General features: G+C 69.6%; 22 protein-coding genes. 8 read left to right on the top strand and 14 right to left on the bottom strand.

All coding sequences use genetic code 11. From position 1 onward, the window contains the following. Positions 1–72 precede the first annotated feature (72 nt). Genes ACIBK3_RS12595 through ACIBK3_RS12580 form a run of 4 tightly spaced genes read left to right on the top strand, consistent with a single transcriptional unit; the run spans position 73 to position 3,081 of the window. Positions 73–1,281, top strand: coding sequence for a pyridoxal phosphate-dependent aminotransferase (locus ACIBK3_RS12595; RefSeq protein ID WP_399364733.1), 1,209 nt, complete (start codon positions 73–75; stop codon positions 1,279–1,281). A 21-nt stretch (positions 1,282–1,302) separates the two neighbouring features. Beyond that, on the top strand, positions 1,303–1,902 hold the full coding sequence (locus tag ACIBK3_RS12590; protein WP_399364731.1) for a histidine phosphatase family protein: 600 nt from the start codon (positions 1,303–1,305) through the stop codon (positions 1,900–1,902). Positions 1,903–1,952: 50 nt separating this feature from the next. After that, the gene (locus ACIBK3_RS12585; protein WP_399364729.1) at positions 1,953–2,606 is read left to right on the top strand and encodes a hypothetical protein; all 654 of its coding nucleotides are present in this window, start codon (positions 1,953–1,955) and stop codon (positions 2,604–2,606) included. Positions 2,607–2,658: 52 nt separating this feature from the next. Next, positions 2,659–3,081: an acyl-CoA thioesterase gene (locus ACIBK3_RS12580; protein WP_399364727.1), complete on the top strand. Its 423-nt coding sequence runs from the start codon at positions 2,659–2,661 to the stop codon at positions 3,079–3,081. 145 nt (positions 3,082–3,226) lie between these two features. Here the strand turns inward: ACIBK3_RS12580 and ACIBK3_RS12575 are convergent, their stop codons facing one another. Further along, on the bottom strand, positions 3,227–4,081 hold the full coding sequence (locus tag ACIBK3_RS12575) for an NAD(P)H-binding protein (protein WP_399364725.1): 855 nt from the start codon (positions 4,079–4,081) through the stop codon (positions 3,227–3,229). 96 nt (positions 4,082–4,177) lie between these two features. On the opposite strand from ACIBK3_RS12575, the gene ACIBK3_RS12570 reads away from it, so the two are divergent. Continuing rightward, positions 4,178–4,975, top strand: coding sequence for a helix-turn-helix domain-containing protein (locus ACIBK3_RS12570; protein ID WP_399364723.1), 798 nt, complete (start codon positions 4,178–4,180; stop codon positions 4,973–4,975). 69 nt (positions 4,976–5,044) lie between these two features. Here the strand turns inward: ACIBK3_RS12570 and ACIBK3_RS12565 are convergent, their stop codons facing one another. From ACIBK3_RS12565 to ACIBK3_RS12505, 13 genes are all read right to left on the bottom strand, one after another. Beyond that, positions 5,045–6,421 carry an 8-oxoguanine deaminase gene (locus ACIBK3_RS12565; protein ID WP_399364721.1) on the bottom strand — a complete coding sequence of 459 codons (1,377 nt, stop codon included), beginning with the start codon at positions 6,419–6,421 and terminating at the stop codon, positions 5,045–5,047. Positions 6,422–6,529: 108 nt separating this feature from the next. Further along, on the bottom strand, positions 6,530–7,459 hold the full coding sequence (gene pucL, locus ACIBK3_RS12560; protein WP_399364720.1) for a factor-independent urate hydroxylase: 930 nt from the start codon (positions 7,457–7,459) through the stop codon (positions 6,530–6,532). A gap of 6 nt (positions 7,460–7,465) precedes the next feature. After that, entirely contained in the window at positions 7,466–7,915 is a 450-nt protein-coding gene (locus tag ACIBK3_RS12555) for a hydroxyisourate hydrolase (protein WP_399364718.1), read from the bottom strand. A gap of 2 nt (positions 7,916–7,917) precedes the next feature. Next, complete coding sequence (gene uraD, locus ACIBK3_RS12550; RefSeq protein WP_399364716.1) at positions 7,918–8,430, bottom strand: 2-oxo-4-hydroxy-4-carboxy-5-ureidoimidazoline decarboxylase; 513 nt, start codon at positions 8,428–8,430, stop codon at positions 7,918–7,920. 124 nt (positions 8,431–8,554) lie between these two features. Next, positions 8,555–8,920 carry a helix-turn-helix domain-containing protein gene (locus ACIBK3_RS12545; protein ID WP_399364714.1) on the bottom strand — a complete coding sequence of 122 codons (366 nt, stop codon included), beginning with the start codon at positions 8,918–8,920 and terminating at the stop codon, positions 8,555–8,557. Beyond that, positions 8,917–9,183, bottom strand: coding sequence for a hypothetical protein (locus ACIBK3_RS12540; protein WP_399364712.1), 267 nt, complete (start codon positions 9,181–9,183; stop codon positions 8,917–8,919). The genes ACIBK3_RS12545 and ACIBK3_RS12540 overlap by 4 nt, the downstream gene beginning before the upstream one ends. Before the next feature lie 226 nt (positions 9,184–9,409). Beyond that, positions 9,410–10,111, bottom strand: coding sequence for a response regulator (locus tag ACIBK3_RS12535; RefSeq protein WP_399364710.1), 702 nt, complete (start codon positions 10,109–10,111; stop codon positions 9,410–9,412). Beyond that, positions 10,108–12,006 carry a PAS domain S-box protein gene (locus ACIBK3_RS12530; RefSeq protein WP_399364709.1) on the bottom strand — a complete coding sequence of 633 codons (1,899 nt, stop codon included), beginning with the start codon at positions 12,004–12,006 and terminating at the stop codon, positions 10,108–10,110. Before ACIBK3_RS12530 ends, ACIBK3_RS12535 begins: the two co-directional genes overlap by 4 nt. Next, a complete protein-coding gene (locus ACIBK3_RS12525; RefSeq protein ID WP_399364707.1) occupies positions 12,003–12,440 on the bottom strand; it encodes a hypothetical protein in 438 nt (145 codons plus the stop codon). The genes ACIBK3_RS12530 and ACIBK3_RS12525 overlap by 4 nt, the downstream gene beginning before the upstream one ends. A 65-nt stretch (positions 12,441–12,505) precedes the next feature. Next, complete coding sequence (locus ACIBK3_RS12520; RefSeq protein WP_399364705.1) at positions 12,506–13,969, bottom strand: hypothetical protein; 1,464 nt, start codon at positions 13,967–13,969, stop codon at positions 12,506–12,508. Positions 13,970–13,993: 24 nt separating this feature from the next. Continuing rightward, complete coding sequence (locus ACIBK3_RS12515) at positions 13,994–15,667, bottom strand: ArnT family glycosyltransferase (RefSeq protein ID WP_399364703.1); 1,674 nt, start codon at positions 15,665–15,667, stop codon at positions 13,994–13,996. Beyond that, a complete protein-coding gene (locus ACIBK3_RS12510) occupies positions 15,657–16,952 on the bottom strand; it encodes a glycosyltransferase (RefSeq protein ID WP_399364701.1) in 1,296 nt (431 codons plus the stop codon). The genes ACIBK3_RS12515 and ACIBK3_RS12510 overlap by 11 nt, the downstream gene beginning before the upstream one ends. Further along, positions 16,949–17,323 carry a GtrA family protein gene (locus tag ACIBK3_RS12505; RefSeq protein WP_399364699.1) on the bottom strand — a complete coding sequence of 125 codons (375 nt, stop codon included), beginning with the start codon at positions 17,321–17,323 and terminating at the stop codon, positions 16,949–16,951. Before ACIBK3_RS12505 ends, ACIBK3_RS12510 begins: the two co-directional genes overlap by 4 nt. Before the next feature lie 468 nt (positions 17,324–17,791). Between ACIBK3_RS12505 and ACIBK3_RS12500 the strand changes: the two genes are divergently transcribed. From ACIBK3_RS12500 to ACIBK3_RS12490, 3 genes are all read left to right on the top strand, one after another. Next, positions 17,792–18,979: a S8 family serine peptidase gene (locus tag ACIBK3_RS12500; protein ID WP_399364697.1), complete on the top strand. Its 1,188-nt coding sequence runs from the start codon at positions 17,792–17,794 to the stop codon at positions 18,977–18,979. 688 nt (positions 18,980–19,667) lie between these two features. Then, positions 19,668–20,009, top strand: a complete 342-nt coding sequence (locus ACIBK3_RS12495) for a response regulator transcription factor (protein ID WP_399364694.1) — start codon at positions 19,668–19,670, stop codon at positions 20,007–20,009. Positions 20,010–20,017: 8 nt separating this feature from the next. Then, positions 20,018–21,271, top strand: a complete 1,254-nt coding sequence (locus tag ACIBK3_RS12490) for a glycoside hydrolase family 5 protein (RefSeq protein ID WP_399364693.1) — start codon at positions 20,018–20,020, stop codon at positions 21,269–21,271. Positions 21,272–21,345 lie beyond the last annotated feature (74 nt).

Raw genomic sequence — 21,345 nt, 5'->3', positions numbered from 1 at the left:
ACAAGTTGTTGGACTTTCCAAGCGGGTACTTGGTAAAACCAAGCAACACCACAACCGGAGGGGCGTAAGCGCATGGAGTTCCGGCAGTCGAACAAGCTGAGCGAGGTCTGCTACGAGATCCGCGGCCCGGTGATCGAGCACGCCAACGCGCTGGAGGAGGCGGGCCACAGCGTGCTGCGCCTGAACACCGGCAACCCGGCACTGTTCGGCTTCGAGGCGCCGGAGGAGATCCTCCAGGACATGATCCGCATGCTGCCCCAGGCGCACGGCTACACCGACTCGCGCGGCATCCTCTCGGCCCGTCGGGCCGTCGCCCAGCGCTACCAGACGCTGGGCCTGGAGGTGGACGTGGACGACGTCTTCCTCGGCAACGGCGTCTCCGAACTCGTCTCGATGGCCGTCCAGGCACTCGTCGAGGACGGCGACGAAATCCTCATCCCCGCCCCGGACTTCCCGCTCTGGACGGCGGTGACGACCCTCGCCGGCGGCAAAGCGGTCCACTACCTCTGCGACGAACAGGCCGACTGGTACCCGGACCTGGACGACATGGCGTCGAAGATCACCGAACGCACCAAGGCCGTCGTCATCATCAACCCCAACAATCCCACCGGTGCGGTCTACCCGAAGGAGATCATCGAGGGCATCCTCGACCTCGCCCGCCGGCACGGCCTGATGGTCTTCGCCGACGAGATCTACGACCAGATCCTGTACGACGACGCCGCGCACCACTCGGCCGCCGCCCTCGCCCCCGACCTGGTGGTCCTGACCTTCTGCGGCCTGTCGAAGACGTACCGGGTGGCCGGCTTCCGCTCGGGCTGGCTGGTGATCACCGGCCCGAAGCAGCACGCGAAGAACTACCTGGAGGGCCTGACCATGCTGGCCTCCATGCGGCTGTGTCCCAACGCGCCCGCCCAGTACGCCATCCAGGCCGCGCTCGGCGGCCGTCAGTCCATCCGCGAGCTCACCGCGCCCGGCGGACGCCTGCACGACCAGCGCACCGTGGCCTGGGAGAAGCTCAACGAGATCCCGGGCGTGTCGTGCGTGAAGCCCAAGGGCGCGCTGTACGCGTTCCCGCGCCTCGACCCCAAGGTCCACAAGATCCACGACGACGAGAGGTTCGTCCTGGACCTGCTCCTGCGGGAGAAGATCCAGGTCGTCCAGGGCACGGGCTTCAACTGGCCGACCCCCGACCACTTCCGCATCCTCACTCTCCCCCACGCGGAGGACCTGGAGGCCGCGATCGGACGGATCGGGCGGTTCCTGAGCGGGTACCGGCAGTAGCGGCCTCCTAGGCTGGGACTCATGGGTGACCTCTTCCTCGTCCGGCACGGTGAGACCGAGTGGTCACGGTCGGGCCGCCACACGGGCCGGACGGACGTCCCGCTGACCGAGCACGGCCGCGCCGAGGCGCGGCGCCTGGTGCCGCTGATCCGCTCGCACCGGATCGGGGCCGCGTTCGTCAGCCCCTCGCAGCGGGCGCGGGAGACGGCGGAGCTGATCGGGCTGCGGGAGGTCCGGGTCGACGCGGATCTGCGGGAGTGGGACTACGGCGGGTACGAGGGCGTCACGACCGTCGACATCCAGCGGACCCGGCCGGGGTGGTTCCTGTTCACGGACGGGGTGGCGCCGGGGCCGCCGGAGCATCCCGGGGAGACGCCGGAACAGGTCGGGGAACGGGCCGACCGGGTGCTGGCCGAGGTGGACATCGCGATCGCCGCCACGGAGGGGTCTGTGATCCTGGTGGCGCACGGGCACTTCCTGCGCGTCCTCACGGCCAGGCGCCTCGGGCTGCCGCCCTCGCACGGGGCGCTGTTCCAGCTGGCGACGGGGACGGTGTGCCGGCTCGGCACGGAGCACGGGCGGCCGGTGATCGCGGGGTGGAATGTCAGACCTCCGTCGTAACCTCGGGCATGGGTGGGACCGGTGAGCCGACGCCCAGGGAGGAGCACGCCGTGACACGACCGCCGACCGCCGCGCAACGGCGTGTCATCGACGCCGCCGATCCCGTCACCGGGCGACTGAGGGGTACGCAGGCGCAGCTCGCGGCGCTGGTCAAGCGGGGGCTCGCCTTCCGGCACCCGCGCCCGCCGCACGACCACTTCCTGACCCCGGCCGGGCACCGGATACGCGAGGCGCCCCCACAGGCCCCCGCGCCCGCCCCCGCTGTCGCACCGCCCCCTGCACCCGGCGTCTTCACCGCCCGCATCGGAGGCGAGGAGGATGCCCCCGAGGGCGGCGCCCCGCCGGCCGGGCCGTCCCGGACCCGCGAGGTGCACAGCGCCTGGCAGGGACTGCTGGAGTTGCGCCGGATGACCGACCCGCACGGCGCGACGGACCGGCCCTGCGGCTGGGAACGCACGCATCTCGTCCAGGCCGCCGCCCTCGCCCTGGAGGCCGCCGGACACCCGCCGGCCGGGCGGGACGGCACAGACGGTTACCGGGTGCGCGCCACCCCACAGCCCGAGGCCGTCGCCGTGCACGCGCCGGACACCGAGCTGCTGCGGGCCTGCGCGGCCACACTGGAGCAGGCGGGCTGGCAGGCCGGCGAGCACACGGAGCCGCGGACGAGGGCCCGTTATCTGCTGGCGTCCCCGCGCCGGACGTAATGAGCGTGCCAAGATCGTTCGATCAGAACGTCCACGACGACAAGGGGAAGCTGTGACCGAGCCGTTTGCCGTCCCGGTGACCGTCCGTGGGTACGAGACGGACGTGCAGGGACATCTCAACCAGAGCGTCTACCTCAACTACGCGGAACACGCCCGCTGGTCACTGCTGAAGGCTGCCGGCATCAGCCAGTCCGCCCTCATCGGCCGGGGAGTGGGCCCGGTGGCCCTGGAGACCACCCTCCGCTACCGGCGAGAGCTCGTGGCCGGCGACGAGGTCGAGGTGACCTGCGCGTTCGCCTGGGGCGGGGGCAAGACGTTCCGCATGGAACAGACGATCCGCAAGACCGACGGCACGGTCGCGGCCGAGATCACGGCGGTCGGCGGACTGATGGACCTCAAGGAGCGGAGGCTGGTGGCGGAGCCGTGGGAGTACTTCAAGGAACTGGCGGCGGATCCGGGGTTGTTCGGACTCTAGGGCGGCCGGCATGCGGCGGATGCCCTTGATGCCGCGCTCCGACTCGGTGCAGGGAACCGGGGCCGTGCGCGGCCGCGGCGAGGATCTGCGACGCCGGGCGTCCCGCAGCGGCGGCGGGGCCCTCTCCCGCCGCCGCGTGCGTCCGTCAGGCTCCGGTGAACACGCTCCGGTGGTCCTCGACCCACTCCCGGTACGTTCGCGCCGGCCGCCCCAGCGCCTCCCGTACATCGTCCGTGACCAGGGAGTTGCCGCCCTCGCGGGCGAACAGCAGGCCGCCCAGGACGCTCTCCGCGGCCGCCTCGTCCATTCCCGAGGCCGCCAGCTGGGCGCGGATCTGATCCGGCGAGAGGTCTGAGGTCTCCACCGGGTGTCCCACGACGGCGGCGACCGCGGCGGCCTGGTCGGGGACGGTGATCGCCTCCGGCCCGGTCAGGGTGTACGTCCGCCCGGAGTGCCGGGAGTCGGTCAGCGCCGCGACGGCCGTCTCGGACACGTCGCGGGGATCGACGACCCCTTGCCGGCCGTCCCCGGTCATGTTGGGCACGGGGCGGCGCGCGCGGACCGCCTCCGCCCAGCCGAGGGTGTTCGACGCGAAGGACGAGGGACGCAGGACCGTCCACTCGGACCCGCCGGCCCGCAGGGCTTCCTCCCCCGGAAGATGCCAGGTGCCGAAGGGGCCGTAGGCGGGGTCGCCGGTGCCGACGGAGGAGAGCTTCACGATCCGGCCGACGCCCGCCGCCCGCGCCGCCGCGACCAGCCGGGCGTCCCGCCCGCCGTCGGCCGGTCCCAGTACGGCCACCAGGAACACGGCCGTCGCCCCGGCCAGCGCCGCTTGCACTGACCCCGCGTCGAGGAAGTCCCCGCGCACCACCTCCACGCCCTCCGGCACCTGCGCCTTCGCCGGGTCCCGGGTCATGGCCCGCACCTTCTCGCCGCGCCCCGCCAGCTGTCGTACGACTTCGCTTCCGATGGTGCCCGTAGCACCGGTGACCAGGATCATGGCCTCTACGCTGGCGGGCGGGCGCCCCCGGCCGCTAGGAAATTCCGGCACGGTTGCGGCGCCCGCGGGAGCGGGACGCGCGCCTACCGTAGGAGGGTGACGAATGCCCACGCCGAGCGCGCCCTGACCGTCCCCGCCGCCCTGCGTGGCTGGATCACCGGCATCGAGTCGGCGGGCGCCGGGGAGGAACTGCCGGCATCGTTCGCCCAGGTGCCGGACACGGCGACGAAGTTGGTGGTGCGGGTCGAGGCGGGCGGCCGTCGCGACGCGCTGGTCATCGGTCCGCGCACCCGTGCCTCGTACTACGCGGACGCGGACCGGCGGGTGGTGTCCTGCGTCCAGGTGAGCCTGCGTCCGGGCACGGTACGTCCCTTGCTCGGCACCGCGGCGGTCGACCTAGTGGGGCGGGCCGCGCCGCTGGGCGCGTTGCCGGCCGGGACGGCACACCAGCTCTCCCGGGAACTGGTCGAGTTGCCGCCGGAGGAGATGCTCGCGTACGTGACCGACCTGCTTCCCGACCCGTCGGCCGCCGACCGCTCGCGCACCCGGTTGTTGTGGGCCGCCGTGGACGCCCTGTCGACGCGGTCGGGTCACGCCCCCGGCCAGGTCAAGGAGGTCGCCCGCGAACTCGCCGTCAGCGAGCGGCAGTTGCGCAACCTGTTCGCGGAGGGTGTGGGCCTGTCCCCCAAGCACTACGCCCGCATCGACCGCGTACGCCATGTCCTGAACGAGGCGCCCCGGGCCGACTGGGCCGAACTGGCCGCCGCCACCGGCTACTACGACCAGTCCCACATGACGGCCGACTTCCGCACCCTGATGGGTGTCCCGCCCCGGTCCTACTTCACCGGCCGGCTCCCGGAAGCCCAGCCCTGCCAGGCGTTCCGCCGGGCGTGACGCCCGGCGTCCGGTGCGGAGCGGTGGCCGGTCGGGAACCTTCTCTGTGGACACGAGATCTTCAACTGGTCAGCTGCTCTGAGCGGCGATCCGCGCCAGTCGCTGTGCTTCCTGGCGGGTGGAGCGGGCGATCTCGTCCTCGTCGGCGGTCAGCAGCCGGCTGTTCTCGACGATCTGGCGTCCGTTCACGAAGGACGCCGTGACCGGGGCCGCCGCTCCGAAGACCAGCGCGGTCACCGGGTCGGCGATGGAGGCGTGGGCGAGGGTGTCCAGCTTCCAGAGCACCAGATCGGCGAGCTTGCCGGGCTCCAGGGAGCCGATCTCCGCGCTGCGGCCCAGGACTTGGGCGCCACCGTAGGTCCCGAGGCGCAGGGCCTGGCGGGCGTTCAGGGCGGCCTCGCGATGAGCGCCGAGGCGGTTGACGAGGAGCGCGTTGCGCAGCTCGGTGTGGAGTTCGCCGGACTCGTTGGAGGCGGTGCCGTCGACGCCGAGGCCGACGGGGACGCCGGCCGCGAGCATGTCCGGGACCCGTGCGATACCGGCGGCCAGGCGGGCGTTGGACGACGGGCAGTGGGCGACGCCCGTCTTCGTCCGGGCGAAGGCGTCGATGTCGGAGTCGTTCATGTGGACGCAGTGCGCCATCCACACGTCCTCGCCGAGCCAGCCGGTGGACTCGAAGTAGTCGGTCGGGCCCATGCCGAACAGTTCCTTGCAGAACTGTTCCTCCTCGACCGTCTCCGAGCCGTGGGTGTGCAGCCGTACGCCGAGGCGGCGGGCCAACTCGGCGCCCTCACGCATGAGTTCGGTGGAGACGGAGAAGGGCGAGCAGGGGGCGACGGCGACCTGGGTCATCGCGTCGAAGGAGGCGTCGTGGTGCTCCTTGACGGTCTCCTCGGTGGCGGCGAGGGCACCCTGAAGGGTCTCCACGGCGAAGTCCGGCGGCAGCCCGCCGTCCTTCTGGCTGCGGTCCATGGAGCCGCGGGCGAGGGTGAAGCGGACGCCCATCTCGCGGGCGGCGCCGACGATCGCGCCGGACAGGTCGCCGGAGCCCTTCGGGAAGACGTAGTGGTGGTCCATGGCGGTGGTGACACCGCCGCGGGCCATCATCGCGAGCGAGCCCTGGGCGGCCGCGCGGACCATCTGCTCGTCGATGCGCGCCCAGGTCGGGTACAGCTCGACCAGCCAGTTGAACAGGTTGTGGTCGGTGGCCAGGCCCCGGGTGATCCACTGGTAGAAGTGGTGGTGGGTGTTGACCAGGCCGGGGGTCGCGAGGTGCCCGGTGGCGTCGATACGGCGTACGACGTTCTCCAGGCCCTCGGGGGCCCTGCCGTCGCCGACCGACTCGATGCGGTGATCGGCGATGACGACGTGTCCGGAGGCGTACTCGGTGTCGTCGGCGTCCACGGTCGCGATCGAACAGTTCTCGATGACGATGCGCTGTGCCATCGTTCGTCCTCTGCTTTCGATGAGCTCGATGAGTTCGATGAGCTCAATGTGTTCGATGTGGTCGATGTGGTCGATGTGGTCGATGTCCGCGTCCGCGTCCGCGTCCGGTCAGAGGTTGGTGAGGTCCGGCGGGATCCGCGCCTCGCGGCCGTCCCGGAGGACGGTGGCCTCGATCAGGCCGTAGGGACGGTCGGCGGCGAGGTACACCGCGCCGTCGGCGGTGTCGTTCTTCAGGCCGAACGGTTCGAGGTCGACGAGGAAGTGGTGCTTGTTCGGCAGCGAGAAGCGGACCTCGTCGAGTTCGCCGCGGTGGTCGATGACGCGGGTGCCCATCGCGTACAGCGTCTGCTGCAGCGAGAGCGAGTAGGTCTCGGCGAAGGCCTGGAGCAGGTGCCGCTTGGTCTGCGCGTAGGACTCCTCCCAGTCCGGCATCGGCTCGGCGTCGTCGCTCCAGCCGAACCGCCAGCGGGCGGAGACCTCGGTGGCCAGGATCCGGTCGTGGGCCTCCTTCAGCGTCGTGTACTTGTCCTTGGCGTAGCCCCAGAACTCCGAGTCCGTCGAGTTCATCACGACGAGGTCCTTGAGCCCGGAGACGACCTCCCAGGTCGCGCCGTCGTACGTGATCTGCGTCAGCCGCGTCTCCTGACCCTGCCGCACGAACGAGTGCGCGCCCTTCCCGGAGTGCTCGATCCGCTCCCAGGCGTACTCCTCGATACGGATCCGGGCCCGGTGGATCGGCTCCTGACTCGTCACGAAGTGCCGGGCGAGGTGGATGCCGAACTGCTCGGCGGACTCGATGCCGTGCTCCTTGGCGAACGCGTACACCGTGTTCTTGGTGGTGTCGGTCGGCAGCACGTTCGTGTTCGAGCCGGAGTAGTGGACCTCCTCCATGTCGCCGCTCAGCGACACGGACACGTTCAGGTCCTTGATGTGGTGGGTGGCGCCGTCCCGCGTGATCTTGACGACTCGGTTCTCGGCCTTGCCGTACTGGTTCTGTCCCAGGATCACGGGGCGGGCAGGGCGGGAATTGTCTGCCATCTCTAGCTAGCTCCCTCGGTATACGGAGTAGCCGAACGGGCTGAGCAGCAGCGGTACGTGGTAGTGCTCGCCCGGTACGACGGCGAACGTGATCGCCACCTCCGGGAAGAACACCGGGCCGCTGTCCCGATTCGCGGGGGCGTCCTGCTGCGTATCGGCTTGCTTCTGCTTCTGCTTCTGCTTCGGACTCTCGGAACGCTCGGAACGCTCGGAACTCTCCGAACGCTCGAAATACGTCTCGACCGCGAAGTCGAGCCGTGCATGGGTCGTCCCCTCCGGCAGTGCCGGCAGGTCCTTGCACCGGCCGTCCGCGTCGGTCACGGATCCGCCGAGCGTCCGCCAGTCCGCTTCCCTGCCGCTGCGGGCCAGGAGCTGGACGGCGACGCCCGCGGCGGGGTGGCCGACGGAGGTGTCCAGGATGTGTGTGGTCACGGAGGCGGTGGTGCCGGTGGTCATTCTCAGGCGTCCTCTTCGACGAGTCGGGCCAGGCGGATACGGTTGATCTTGCCCAGCTCGGTGCGGACGATCTCCCGCTCCCGCTCCGGCGAGTTCCCGATCCGCTCCCTGACCGCGTCGCGCATCTGCTCTCCGGTCAGGCCGGTGGCGCAGATCAGGAATACGTGCCCGAATCTGTCCTCGTAGACCATGCTCATGTACCGCATCTCCGCCCTGACCTTCTCGGCCGCGCCGGACATTCCGCTCTGTTCGCGCGCCGAGGTCGGGTCGCCGGGCGTGGGGCGGCCGATCGGCGGGTGCCCGGCCATCGCCTGAGCGAGGTCCTCGGCGGTCAGCTCGGCCATCGCGGCGTCGCTGACGGCGTAGAGCTCGTCGGCGGAGGTGCAGGGGCGGGCGGCGAGCAGCCGGTTCGCCCAGGTGGTGGAGGCGCACACCTCGTGGAGCGCGGCGAGGGCCGCGTGTTCCTCCAGGGCGTTGAACCGGGCCAGGCCCGGGGGCGTGGAAGTCGACGTCACGGGAGCCTCCGTGGCCGCGAACGGCCGTCGTACGGATCGGGCTGCCGCCAGCTAACGCCCTCCGGGAGATGCCGTCAACAGTTTGTTGAAAATTCCGGGTTACGAAAGCCCGCCCGCTCCGCGATCAGCCCTTCTCGCGGTTCAGGTAGTTGTAGACCGTGAAGCGGCTCACCCCGAGCGCGCTCGCCACGGTCTCCACGCCGTGCCGTACGGAGAAGGCGCCGCGCGCCTCGAGTATCCGTACGACCTCCTGCTTGGCCTTGCGGTCCAGATCGGCCAGGGGTTTGCCCTTCTTGCGCTCCATGGCCGCCAGGATGTGATCGAGGGAGTCGGCGAGCTGCGGCAGCCGTACAGCGACCGCCTCCGACCCCTCCCAGGAGAGCACGACGTCGTCGGGGCCGGCCTCGTCCGGCGGGAGCATCTCACCGCCCATCGCGTCGACCAGCGGCTTCACGGCCGTGATGAAGGGCTCGTCCCCGGTACCGGTCACTTCCCGCCCTCTCCGGTCACGCCCTCGCCGATCACATTCAGCTGCAGGGAGATCCGGGTGGCGCCGGACTCCAGGGTCCGGCGCAGCAGGGCGTCCACCGCGGCGAGTACGGCGTCGGCACCGCCTTCGGCCGTGTTGCCGAACGGGCCGACGTCCACCGCGTCCATGTCGGCCGCCTCGATCACCTCGCGGGCCACCAGCGCGTGCGCGGGTGCCTGGTCCAGGTCGAAGGGCTCGGTCGTGAACTCCACTCTCAATCGCACTATGCCCCCATGGCATCGGCTCTGACCTGCACGTCTCCCAGCCTTCCGGCTGAGGGGGCACATCTTCGGGGCACAGAGATGACTGCGGACGTTCAGAGTCGTCGCCGCGTTGGTATGCCCCAGTCGCTCCGACACGACCTTAACGGACTCCCCCGCGGCGATCAGCACAGATGCGTGGACATGTGCGGTAGGGCAAGGGGCCCGGCGGCCTGGGGGACGTCCGCCGTCAGGAGCCGTCCGTCTCCGCCGCCGGGTCGGGCGGCGCCGGGTGGAAACCCCATTCGGCGGCCTTGGCGACCGCCTCCAGCTGGGAGCGCGCCTGAAGTTTCTCCAGGATTCCGCGAACGTGGGTGCGTACGGTTGCGTAACTGATGGTGAGGCGGTCGGCGATGGCCCGGTTGTCCAGGCCCTGGGACATGAGGACAAGGATCTCCTCTTCCCGGGCGGTGAGGCTCTGAAGCCGTTCCGCCTGCTGGGCGGAGAGGCGGGTGCTCTCGCGGTGGCGGGCGAGGACCTCCATGAGGGTGCGGGCGGGAATGAGGGTCTCGCCCGCGTCCGCGGCGCGGATCGCCGCGGCGATCTCGTCGCCTCCGGCCGACTTGAGCAGGTACCCGCTCGCGCCCGCCTCGACCGCGGCCAGCAGGGCGGCATCGCTCGTGTCGGCGCTGAGGAAGACGACCACGACGTCGGGGTCCTCCTGCCGGATGCGGGCCGCGGCCTCGGCGCCGGTGCCGTCGGGCAGCCGGTAGTCGATGAGTGCCACCTTCGGGGACAGTTCGACCGTCATCGGGACGGCTTCGGAGACCGAGTCGGCCCAGCCGACCACGGTCAGGTCGTCGTACTCGTCCAGCAGGGCCCACAGTCCTTCGGCGACAGCGCGGTGGTCCTCGACGAGCAGCACCTTGATGAGGTCGGAGTCGCTCTTCATGTCCCGGCGTCTTTCGATGCGGACGCGGCACCGTCGTCCTCCGTCCCGGTGTCCGTGAGCGGCACCCAGAACTCGACAGTGGTGCCGGCGCCCGGCGCGCTCTCCACGCGGCTCCAGCCTCCGGCGATCTGCGCGCGTTCGTGGATGAGGGTGAGGCCCAGGTGGCCCGGGCGGGACTCCACTTCCAGGGGGTCGTAACCCACTCCGTCGTCGACGATCCGCATCAGACAGCCGTCGTCCACGCCCAGCAGCTGCACACGGACCATTTTGGCCCGGGCGTGCTTGCGCACGTTGATCAGGACTTCCTGCGCGGTCCGGTAGACGACCACCATGGTCTCGACGGGGAGGGCCTTCTCCAGATGGTTCTCGAACTTGTAGGACGTTCCCGTCTCGGCGTGCATGCGGTCGAGGAAGGTCTGCAGGGCGGTGGCCAGGCTGCCGTGCTCGAGGCTGGAGGGCCGCAGGTCGAAGATGAGCTGGCGCAGGCGGCTGAGCGAGAGTTTGAGGGTCTCGTCCAGCTTGTCCATGACGTGTACGTCCTGGGGGTCCGTCAATCGTCTGCGAAGCTGCTGCAGGCGCAGCCCCGCGGCGGTGATGACCTGAATGGTGTCGTCGTGGATGTCGGCGGCGATGCGCCTACGCTCCTCCTCCTGGGCGTGGATGAGGTGGCTGAGCAGCGCCTGCCGGTCGCGGTCGGTTCCCTCCAGAAGTTCCAGGCTGCGTTCCAGGACGAACTGGGCGCGCTGGACCTCGGTGATGTCGCGGACCGTCAGGACGGCGAACGCGCCCTCGGAGGTCGGGAGCGGGCTGACGCTCACGTCGGCCGGGAACTGCTTGGTGTCCTGACGCCGGCCGACCAGCTCCACGCTGTGGCCGACCGGTTCCTGCCGCGGGTCGGCCCAGTCCCGCATCGAGACGGTCAGCGGCTGGTCGGGCAGCAGTGTCTCGACACGCATGCCGAGCAGCTGCTCCCGGCTGTAGCCGAACAGTGTCTCGGCGCGCGGGCTGGCCTGACGGATGCGGTCCTCGGCATCCACGATCATCATGGCGTCCGGGGAGGACTCGACGTACTGGCGCAGCCGGTCACCGGACGCGCCCGCCTCGCTCAGGTCCGTCACGTAGACCACGTACCGTGAACGGCCGCCCCGCAGCCGGCCGCCGCCGACCCTGGCGGGGAACTCCGAGCCGTCCCGGCGCAGGGCCGGTGTCGTCGGCGCGGGGGCGACCTGCTGACCGATCGCCGTTTCGACGCCGGGCAGCTCGGGCAGCAGGTCGCCGAGCCGCTTGCCGCGCAGTTCGGCGGTGCTGTAGCCGAACATCCGCCTGGCCTGGGCGTTGGCGAGTTCGACACGGTCCTGTGCCTCCGTGACGAGCACCCCGCAGGGGGCCCGTTCGAGCACGTCCAGGCACGCTTTCTCCTCGATCCGCACGGTCGGGCCTCCCGCGCCCGGCAGCGGAGCCCTCATGGCTCGCCGCAGCGGTTCCAGGCAGGCCTCGGCGAGTTCGGCCGCCATGCTGAACTGGCCACGAGCGGCACGGGTGATCGCTTCCAGGATCTCCTCCGCCGGCGCGCCCTTGACGAGATAGCCGACGGCGCCGGCAGCGAGCACGTCCGTCACCGTCTCGCGGTCGGCGTACGCGGACAGGGCCAGGATCCGTGTCTCGGGCGCGCGTTCGCGGAGGGTGCGCACGGTGCTGGGGGCGTCGCCGTGGGGCATCTGCACGTCCAGGACCAGGACCCGGGGCTGGACCTGGCTCGCCACGGACACGGTCTGCGCGTGGTCGACGGCGAGGCCCACCAGCTCGAAGGCGGGGTGCGACTCGACCAGGTCGGCGAGCGCGCCGCGGACCTCGGCGTCGTTGTCGGCCACCATGACGGGGATGCGGTGGTTCATGGCTGTCCGCTCCGTCCGAGCACGGCGTTCGGCAGGTGGCGGGTGGCGAGCTGGTCGCGTCGGCACACTCCCAGGGACGGCATGACGGCCGCGACCGGGGCGATCAGGATGTCGTAGTGGCCCCCGATCCGGTCGCAGACGGCGATCGCCATCACCGCGTCCCACACCGCGGCCCAGAACGCCCAGTCGTGCCGGTGATGGTTCTGCGCGGTGTCCAGGGCCGCCCGGCGGGCCACCGAGGCGGCCACGAGGATACGGTAACGCTCCTCGTCGGTGGTGGTGCGCCGGACCTCCGCCCATGCCTCGGCGCGGGTCTGGCTGGAGGTCTGCCGCCACAGGCCGGCCACCCGGTCGATCTCCTGCGGCGACAGGTCCTCGATATGGGTGAGGAACTGCAGGACCCGTCGGCTGTTGGGCCCGAAGACGACGCTCATGGTGTTCTCCTCACGCGGTCTGTCGCTCAGTGGCTGCGGACCGCTCGTCCGTTCCGGCGCCCGGCCTACTGTCCTTGGCCCTGCTGTCCTTGACCCTGCTGTCCTTGCCCCTGCTGTCCCTGCTTCTGACTGGAGTTGACGGCGGCCTTCGCGGTGCCTCCGCTCTTGCTGCCGACGAGTTTGAAGCTCACGCCTCCCTCGTCCGCCTTGGTGATCTGGTAGGAGCCGACGGCCTCGGCCGCGCCCTTCTCGTCGACCTGGAAGGTGGTGATCTTCTTCCCGTCGCCGTTCGGGCCGCCTGTGTACAGAGTGACCGTCTCCCGCGGGGCGAACCCGGTGACGTAGAAGCTCACCGCCGTACCGGCCTTGCCTGTGTACGTGCTCGGCTCGGCGGCCGGCGTGTACGGCATCACCTGGAAGCCGGAGCGGACCACTGCCCGTGTCCGGTCGCCGATCGCCGTGACGCTCTGCGCGCCCCGCAGGCCGAACGGCACGTCGAAGGCCACCGATCCGACGTTGCCGTTCGCGTCGGCGTTGGCGGTGAAGGCCGGGATACCACTGGCGCTGTTGATGTAGAAGAGGACGCGCTCGCCGGGGGCGAACCCGCCGGCGGACACGGTGATCTTCCGCCCGGATTTCAGGGCGTACGGTGACGACTTGAGCGTGGGATACAGGTCCAGCACCTGGAACGGGGCGGTGGCCGTGGTCTTGCTCTTCTCGCCGACCAGGATCAGTGTGCCGACGCCGGTCGGGGCGATACCGACCTTGACGTCCGCGCGGCCGATGCCTCCGGAACCGTCGGCGGTCAGGACGGCGTCGGGAGTGCCGCCGACGCGTCCCCAGTAGACCTTGATCCGCTCCCCGGCACCGAAGCCCCGTACGTTCAGGGACACCGAGTCCCCGGGCTTGCCCACCTGCTTGCTGATCTTCACGGAGCCGACCACACCGCCCGCGACGAGCTGGGCCTGTGCCACGTTGTCCGCGTCGCGCTGCTGCGCGACCACTGTGGCGCCCCTGCCGACGCTCTCGGGCACGGTGATCTGTGTGCTGAGCGACCCTGTCCTGTCGGCTTTCGCCGAAGCGAGGCTCTGGCCCTGGCTCTGCTTCCCCGATGTCTTCAGCAGCAGGTCCACGGTGGATTTGGCGTCGAAGCCGGCGCCCTCGACCCTGGCCTTGCCGCCGGGGGTGACCAGGCCGGGGTTGACCACGATGATCGGCCCGGCCTGCCGCGGTACCTTCTGGCCGCCCAGTTCGACTGTTTTCGGCTTACGAGTGGGTGTCCTGACCTCTGAGGGCGCGTTCTTCTGCCCGGACTTGCCGCCGGTGGTGTTGAGCGCGCCGCCGAAGCCTCCGCTCTTCGCTATGACCTGAACGAGCGAGCCCACGACCACCAGGGCTATGGCGATCAGCAGGACCTTCTTCCAGGTGAACCGCCCCTTCTTGCCCCCGGTTCCCTCGGTGTCTCCCGGGGGCGGCTGCTCGGCCTTCTCGGCCATGTCCCTGCCCCTGTCCTCGGGGTTCTCAGGCATGTCGGTCACCTCCTCGGCCCGGCACTAACCGACCCGGTAGATCTGCAGCTTGATGTCGCCCTGACTGGTCTCCCAGACCTTCGTCGAGTTCTTCAGCGCGGTCAGGATCCAGTTCTCACGGCCGTCGCCGTTGTTTCCGTCGATGGACTGCCGCATCTTGTTGGACATGATGATGTAGTCGACGTTCTGCCACTTCTTGGCGAAGAGCTTGTCGCGCACGTCGGGGTCGGACGATGCGTTCCAGTGGGAATGCGCGAACGGGTAGAAGGGGCGCACGTCGTGGAGGTCGCTCCACAGGTCGTCGTCCATGATGATCCGCGCGTTCGACGGGACGTTCTTCCGTATCCAGGCGATCTGTTGCTCCTGCATGCGGGTCAGGTTCAGCTTCGGCTGGTACTGGTCCGCGATCGCCACGTGCCCCTCGTCGTTGACCGTCAGGAGGTAGCCGGTGGCCGGCAGGAGCAGCAGGAGGGCACCGGCGACGGCGGGCAGCGCGATCCGCAGCCGGGGGCCCAGCTTCGCGAGCAGCCGGGCCGTCACCATGCCGGTGGTCATCGCGAACAGGGGGATCATGGGGGTGACGTAGAAGTCCAGCAGCACACTGCCGCGCACCAGGTAGAAGGCGTAGGCGAGGCCGAGCGTGCCGATGACCAGGAAGCCGAGGTTCCGTTGCCGGTCCCTGAAGCCCCAGTACAGGCTGGCCGACATGGTGAGCAGGCCGGCGAGCAGGAACAGCCCGTCCCGGGGGATCCAGCTGCCGTAGAGGAGCCCGCCCGGGCTGAGCAGGGACCCTTGGCTGCGGTGGAGCTGCCACCACAGGGTGTACAGCAGCGACACGTGGTCGGCCGGCGGCTTTTTCAGGTCGAAGTCGAGGCCGGTGGGCACGAGTTCGTTCTTCAGCAGCGCGTACAGGACATAGGTGCCCACCGCGATGGCCACCGCGAGCGGCCACAACGACGTGGCGAACCGGCGCTGGGTGGAACCCCTGACCCTGCGGTACAGGAGGTACAACAGGCTGGGGATGAAGAAGATCGCGTTCTCCTTGGTGATCAGTGCGATCCCCAGCACGGCCCCGGCGCCCAGCGCGTGCCGGATCCGCAGGTCGCGGCAGAGCAGCAGGTACAGGCTCAGCAGCACCCAGAACATCATGAGGTTGTCCAGCAGGACCTGCCGCTGGTAGTAGATGGCGAGTGGCGAGACGTTGAAGAAGAAGGCGGCCACGGAGGCGGCGAGCACGCTGCCGGACAGTCGCCGGACGATCTCGAAGAGCAGGACCACGCTGACGAGATGCACCAGCAGCATCAGGAACCGGCCGGTGTTGATCGCGTTGCCGAACGTCTCGAACTGGTTCGGCAGCGGGAAGGCCCAGCCGGCGAGCTGGATCCACCCGCCGGGCGCGTGGTCGTAGTCGTAGGTGTACGGCGACAGCCGCGTCTGTCTCACCAGCGACCACGCCCGCTGCATGTAGATGCCCTCGTCGGTGAGGTACAGCGGGTACTGGAACAGGTGCCAGCCGTGTGCGGCGAGCCCGGTGAGCACGGCGGCGCCGAGGGCGATCCGTCCGCCGTTTCCCAGTCGAGGGAACCTGCCCGCGGTGATGTCCGGCTGCTGGTTCCGCCCGGGCGCGGGGGATCGTCCGGTCTTCGCGGGATCCCCGTCCTGGATCACGACCAGTTGCGGCCTCGTCTCATGCGGCATGGGAGTTCGCCTCTGACGTCTCGGTCCGGTGGGCGCCGACGTGCTGGGTCTTCTCCCAGTTGTGCTGACCGGTCAGCTGACGCCGCATGGCGCGTACCGCGGCGTAGGCGAGCACGAGCTGGTACGGGTACCAGGCGACGGCCATTTTCAGTACGGCCTTCGGGCTGGCCTCCAGGCCGTGGGCGTCGGTGAACTCGTACAGACCGACCGCCTGGGTCACGAAGTGGGCCATGAGCATCAGCACGGGCAGCCAGGAGACGAGTGCGACCAGCACCGGCACCCGCAGGAAGAACATCATGCCGAGGGAGAAGAGGAGGTAGAAGCCGAGGAGCGCCTGCCCGTGCGGGAAGGCCAGCACGTAGAAGGCGAGCCAGCGCTGCTTGCGGGTGGGCATCTGCTTCCAGGTGCCCTTGCTCAGGGTCTGCATGAACCCCTGGCTCCAGCGAGTTCGCTGCCGGATGAAGTGCCCGAGGGTCGGTGGCGTCTCCTCCTTGGTCACGTAGCGGTCGTCGTAGATCACCCGCACCCGCTTCCCCGCGGCGGAGACCCTCAGCCCCAGGTCCGCGTCCTCGGTGAGGTTGTGGTCGTCCCAGCCGCCGAGGCGCACCAGCAACTCCCGTTCGAAGAACACGGTGTTGCCGCCGAGCGGGATGGATCCCCAACGCGCGTGGTAGTGCAGGCGGCTCTTGAACCAGAAGAAGTACTCCAGGACGTTCAGGGCGGAGTACCAGGTGGACTGATAGTTCATCAGCTGCACGCCGGCCTGGACCACTTCGACCTCGTCCTCGATCATCACGGTGTTGACCAGGCCGAAGATCGCGGGATGGATGTCGTCCTCCGCGTCGAAGATGGTCACCACGTCGTGACTGGTCTCCGGCAGGGCGGCGTTGAGGCCGTGCGGCTTGTTGACGGGCTTGTCGTCGAAGACGACGACCTCCACGTTGCGCATGCCCTCGCGGTCGAGTTCTTCGATCTTCTCCTCGGCCTTGGCGATCGTGCCGGTGTCGTCCGCCGAGCAGATCACGAAGACCTCCAGCAGATCCGCCGGATAGTCGGCGCGCACCACCCGGTCGATGGTGGTCTGGATGACGTCCTCCTCGTGCCGGGCCGGCAGCAGCACGCTGAAGGACAGCCGCGGCGCCAGGAACTCCTCGGGCCCCCTGGTCCTCCCCTCGGCGTCCGGCTGGTCCCAGGTGTAGAGCATCAGGTACAGGACGTGGGCCGACTGCACGGTGAGCAGGACGGAGACCAGGATCAGTCCGGCGTACAGAAGGAAGTTCATCATCGGCTGCTCCCTTGGGTCCCGCCCCACACCCAGACCGCGCTGGAGGCGTAATTGACCGCGAGGGCGGCGCCGATGGCCAGGAGATTCGCCGGCAACAGGTCGACTCCGCCGCGCACCAGGGCCCACAGGACCAGCACGTTGACCGCGAGCCCGGCGAGCATCGACACGTTGAACTTCCCGAGCCGCCGCACCGACAGGTCACGTGTCCCGAAGGTCCACCGGCTGTTGAACACGTAGTTGTGGACGACGGCGAGTTCGACGGCCACGGCGGAGGCGGCGACGAGCGGCACCCCCAGCAGACGGTGAAGGACGTACAGAGCTGCCGTGTTCACGACCGTTCCCGCACCGCCGACCAGCGCGAAGCGCAGCATGCGACGCGCCGCACGTCCTCTCACCCGGCCGGCCGATGCCGCGGAAGCGGACGGAACCCGGGGGATTTCTGCCTCTGGTCGCGGCTCGTCGGTGTGCACGGATGCCGTCCGGAAGTGGTGCATCGCGGCTCCTCCAAGCGAGAGAGCGTCCCTTCCGCTCCGCGCGGCGGGACCTCGTGCACACCAGCCTGCGCTCAAAGGCAGACACGGACATCACGTGAACGGGGGAGTGATGGCCCCCCTTTCCGGGGGTCTTTCCGCACCCCCGTTTGGGGGAGGGCCGCCGAGAAGCACCGAAAAACGCGGCCGGCGGGACTCGACCGGCCCTCGCTCTCCCCCGAAGAGGGGAGTGCCCTCTCCCCCATCGGCGGGTGCTACGCCCCGCACCGGCCGTGGACGCTCAAGAGGTCGGGCGCCTCGCCAGGGACGTCCCGCGTCGCATACAGCCTCAGGGTAAGGGGCGTCACGATGGCAGGTCACACAGCTTCGGGTGCAGTACGTGCCGGGCGTGCCCTGGTCGGCACCGCCGCACTGACCCTCACGGTCTTCACATCGCTCACCGCCGCTCCGGCCGGATCGGGCACCGGCGGGGCCCCTGCGGACTCCGGCTCGCTGCGCGGATCCGAGTGGGCGCTGACCGCACTCAAGGCCGAGCAGGCCTGGAAGACCAGCAAAGGCCGTGGCGTGACGGTCGCGGTGATAGGCACCGGTGTCGACGCCTCGCATCCCGACCTCAAGGGCCGCGTCCTCAAGGGCGCGGACGTCGGCGACGGCTCGACCGTCGACGGCCGGCGCGACCAGGGCGCCGCACAGGTCCAGGGCACTCATCAGGCGGGCATCATCGCCGGCACCGGCCGCAACTACCGCGGCGACGGCCTGCACGGACTCGCTCCGCAGGCGCACATCCTGCCCTTCCGGGTCTTCCGCAACGACAAGGCCCTGACCGCGGCCACCGCGAGGGCCATCATGAACGCCGCCCGCCAGGGCGCCCAGGTCATCGACGTGACCGTCTCCTCCCCCCAGCCGAGCGACGACCTGAGGACAGCGGTCGAGTACGCGGCCCAGCAGGGGGCCCTGGTCGTGGCCGGCGCGGGCGACACCGGGCGGACCGGGAACGAGGCGAGCTATCCGGCTGCCTTTCCGCAGGTCCTGTCGGTGGCCGCGACCGACAAAAAGGGCAGTGTCTGGCCCGGCTCCCACCACGGCAAGGACGTGGACCTGGCCGCGCCAGGTGTGGACATCCTGACCACCGCGCGCAACGACGGATACTGGACCGGCTCCGGCACCGGGTACGCGGCCGGCTGGGTGGCGGCCTCGGCCGCGCTGCTGCGCGCCGAACACCCGAAGTGGACGGTCAGCCAGGTCACTCGGGAACTGACCCGAACGGCCACCCACCACAAATCGGCCGCCTGGGATCCCCGCTACGGCTTCGGCATCGTCGCCTCCGCGGCAGCACTGGCGGACCACCGCTCCCCGCCCGCCGCGAGCGGGAAGCCGGCCAACCAGGCGGTGGCCGCCTCGGACCGCACCGCCTACCACTCCTCCGACACCGGACCGACGATGGTGGTCGCGGCGGTGATGGGAGCACTCATCGTGCTGGCCGTCCCCGCATGGTTCCTGATCCGACGCAGCGTCACCCCGTCGGACGACGACTGACGGGGGTCCGGCCGAACGATCCGTCCCCGAGCGCGCGCCCCGGAAACGACTTCCGGGGCGCGCGCTCGCGTCGACACGGCGGAGCCGCCTGACAACGTTGTCTCCCCTCTCGGGCGACGGCCTCCGCGGTAGCCGCCACCGCGACCGACGCGACCGGCGCACCGTTGTTCTGCGGGAGGGCCGGCACCTGGCCCCGGGCGGCCGCCTCAGCCGCGACCCAAGCCCCGTTGTTCTGCGGAGGGCCGACACCTCACCCCGGCCGGCCGCCTCAGCCACCGGCCACAGCGGCGCCGGTTCACGGCGCTGCCCTACGCGCGCCGGGTCCGCGTCGCGACGCCCGGCCTGGGTCCCCTACGACGCGCGGGTCATCCGGGACGAGATCGCCTACGGCCGCTCCGTACTCCGCGACCTGGACTCCTCGCGCCCGGCAGGGTGATCGGCACCAGCCGACGGGCGGTACACCCGCCTGCCCGCCCGATGAGGCGGGTCCGCGCGCCCGCACCGTCAACAGCGCCACATAAGGAATATAAGTAACCAAACGGCCGAATTCGGACTACCTCAATTGAGGTAGTCCGAATTCGGCCGTTTGGTGTGTATGGAATTCGGTCGCTCGTACGGCGATTCGATCTCGGCTCCTTTTCTAATCTCTTGGGCATGGCAGGAAAAACCCCGAAGGAGTCCGCCGCCCATGAAAAAAGTCCTCATTGTGGAGCCTCACCCTCAGGTGCGAGCGGCTCTGGCCGATCTCGTGGAGGACGAGCCCGGATGTGAACTCGTGGGCGCCGTGGCCACCGCAACTGAGGCAATGTCGCTCGTCAGCGACGTGAGCCCGGACGTGGTGCTGGTCGACGCGGACACGCCGGACCGGCGGTCCCACCAGCTCGGCGAACTCTTTCCGCTGGCTTTGCTTGCCCTTCTCACAGCAGTGAACGAACCGCCGAGAAAGTGCCCGGAATCGTCGGCGAAAACACCTCACGTCTGCATTCTCAAGACCGCCGCACCCGAATTCCTCAGGAGTATCAGCGCATGAATTCCCCCATGGAAAACCACACCGAACCCACGACGTCCGTTCCCGAAAAGAAGCGTGGTCTCAGCCGGCGCCGACTGGTGCTCGGTGCCGCGGGGGCAGCTGTCGCGATCGCAGCGGTCGGCGGTGCCGTCACCGCGCTCTCGGTGAATTCGGCCGACGCCTCCGACAAGAGCGGCGTCGCGCACGGCCCGCTCCACACCGACGGGGGTGACATCGTGGACGGGAAGGGCAAGAAGGTGGTCCTGACCGGCGTCAACTGGTTCGGTTCCGAGACCGGCACGTTCGCCCCGCACGGCCTGTGGAAGCGCAACCTCGACTCCATGGTCGATCAGATGGCCGAGACCGGGTTCAACACGCTCCGGCTGCCGTACTCCAACGAGCTGTTCGACGCGGGCAGCAAGCCGAACGGCATCGACTTCAAGAAGAACCCCCAGCTCAAGGGCCTCAACGGTCTCCAGATCATGGACAAGGTCGTCGAGAGCGCCACCAAGCACGGGATGATGGTCATCCTGGACCAGCACCGACCGGACCAGTACGGGCAGAGCGAGCTCTGGCACACCGAAAAGGTCTCCGAGAGCAAGTGGCTGTCCGACTGGAAGATGCTGGCCGCACGCTACAAGGACAACGACAAGGTCATCGGCGCCGACCTGCACAACGAGCCGCGCGGCCAGGCCACCTGGGGCGACGGCAATCCCCAGACCGACTGGAAGATGGCCGCCGAGAAGGCCGGCAACACCATCCACTCGGTCAACAAGAACTGGCTGATCTTCGTCGAGGGCAACGACAACTACAAGAACGAGTCGACCTGGTGGGGCGGCGAGCTGCGGGGCGCCAAGGAGCACCCGGTCAAGCTCAAGGAAGCCGACAAGGTCGTGTACTCCCCCCACGACTACGGCCCCGGCGTCTACAACCAGAACTGGTTCATGGACAAGAGCTTCCCCAACAACATGCCCGCCTTCTGGGACAAGCACTGGGGCTACCTGAAGAAGAACAACACCGCCCCGGTAATGCTCGGTGAGTTCGGCGGCAAGAAGAGTGCGGGCAACAGCACCGAGGCCGTCTGGCAGAAGAGCCTGATGACGTACTTGAAGAAGAACGGCATGAGCTACACCTACTGGTGCTGGAACCCCGACTCCGGCGACACCGGCGGCGTCCTCAAGAACGACTGGACGACCGTGGACCCGGGCAAGAAGGCCCTGGTCTCCATGTACCAGGCCCCGCTGGCGCAGGCCGAGAAGGACGCCGGCAAGGCATCGCAGTGACCCTCAGGGGTCTGTGAGCGCTGAGAGGTCGCGGACGCTGTCCGCGGCCTCTCAGCCGTCCGCGGCGGCTTCCG

The organism is Streptomyces sp. NPDC050287 (assembly GCF_044459385.1).
In the GTDB taxonomy this organism is placed as follows: domain Bacteria; phylum Actinomycetota; class Actinomycetes; order Streptomycetales; family Streptomycetaceae; genus Streptomyces.
The sequence above is the reverse complement of the archived record's forward strand: the minus strand, read 5'-3'. Positions and strand labels throughout refer to the sequence as shown.

Coding starts and splice junctions, on each gene's coding strand:
- ACIBK3_RS12510 (WP_399364701.1), bottom strand. CDS start 16,952: ATGATGAACTTCCTTCTGTACGCCGGACTGATCCTGGTCTCCGTCCTG.
- ACIBK3_RS12555 (WP_399364718.1), bottom strand. CDS start 7,915: ATGACCACCGGCACCACCGCCTCCGTGACCACACACATCCTGGACACC.
- ACIBK3_RS12520 (WP_399364705.1), bottom strand. CDS start 13,969: ATGCCTGAGAACCCCGAGGACAGGGGCAGGGACATGGCCGAGAAGGCC.
- ACIBK3_RS12590 (WP_399364731.1), top strand. CDS start 1,303: ATGGGTGACCTCTTCCTCGTCCGGCACGGTGAGACCGAGTGGTCACGG.
- pucL (WP_399364720.1), bottom strand. CDS start 7,459: ATGGCAGACAATTCCCGCCCTGCCCGCCCCGTGATCCTGGGACAGAAC.
- ACIBK3_RS12565 (WP_399364721.1), bottom strand. CDS start 6,421: ATGGCACAGCGCATCGTCATCGAGAACTGTTCGATCGCGACCGTGGAC.
- ACIBK3_RS12575 (WP_399364725.1), bottom strand. CDS start 4,081: ATGATCCTGGTCACCGGTGCTACGGGCACCATCGGAAGCGAAGTCGTA.
- ACIBK3_RS12495 (WP_399364694.1), top strand. CDS start 19,668: ATGAAAAAAGTCCTCATTGTGGAGCCTCACCCTCAGGTGCGAGCGGCT.
- ACIBK3_RS12530 (WP_399364709.1), bottom strand. CDS start 12,006: ATGAACCACCGCATCCCCGTCATGGTGGCCGACAACGACGCCGAGGTC.
- ACIBK3_RS12535 (WP_399364710.1), bottom strand. CDS start 10,111: ATGAAGAGCGACTCCGACCTCATCAAGGTGCTGCTCGTCGAGGACCAC.
- ACIBK3_RS12515 (WP_399364703.1), bottom strand. CDS start 15,667: ATGCCGCATGAGACGAGGCCGCAACTGGTCGTGATCCAGGACGGGGAT.
- ACIBK3_RS12500 (WP_399364697.1), top strand. CDS start 17,792: ATGGCAGGTCACACAGCTTCGGGTGCAGTACGTGCCGGGCGTGCCCTG.
- ACIBK3_RS12525 (WP_399364707.1), bottom strand. CDS start 12,440: ATGAGCGTCGTCTTCGGGCCCAACAGCCGACGGGTCCTGCAGTTCCTC.
- ACIBK3_RS12595 (WP_399364733.1), top strand. CDS start 73: ATGGAGTTCCGGCAGTCGAACAAGCTGAGCGAGGTCTGCTACGAGATC.
- ACIBK3_RS12490 (WP_399364693.1), top strand. CDS start 20,018: ATGGAAAACCACACCGAACCCACGACGTCCGTTCCCGAAAAGAAGCGT.
- ACIBK3_RS12505 (WP_399364699.1), bottom strand. CDS start 17,323: ATGCTGCGCTTCGCGCTGGTCGGCGGTGCGGGAACGGTCGTGAACACG.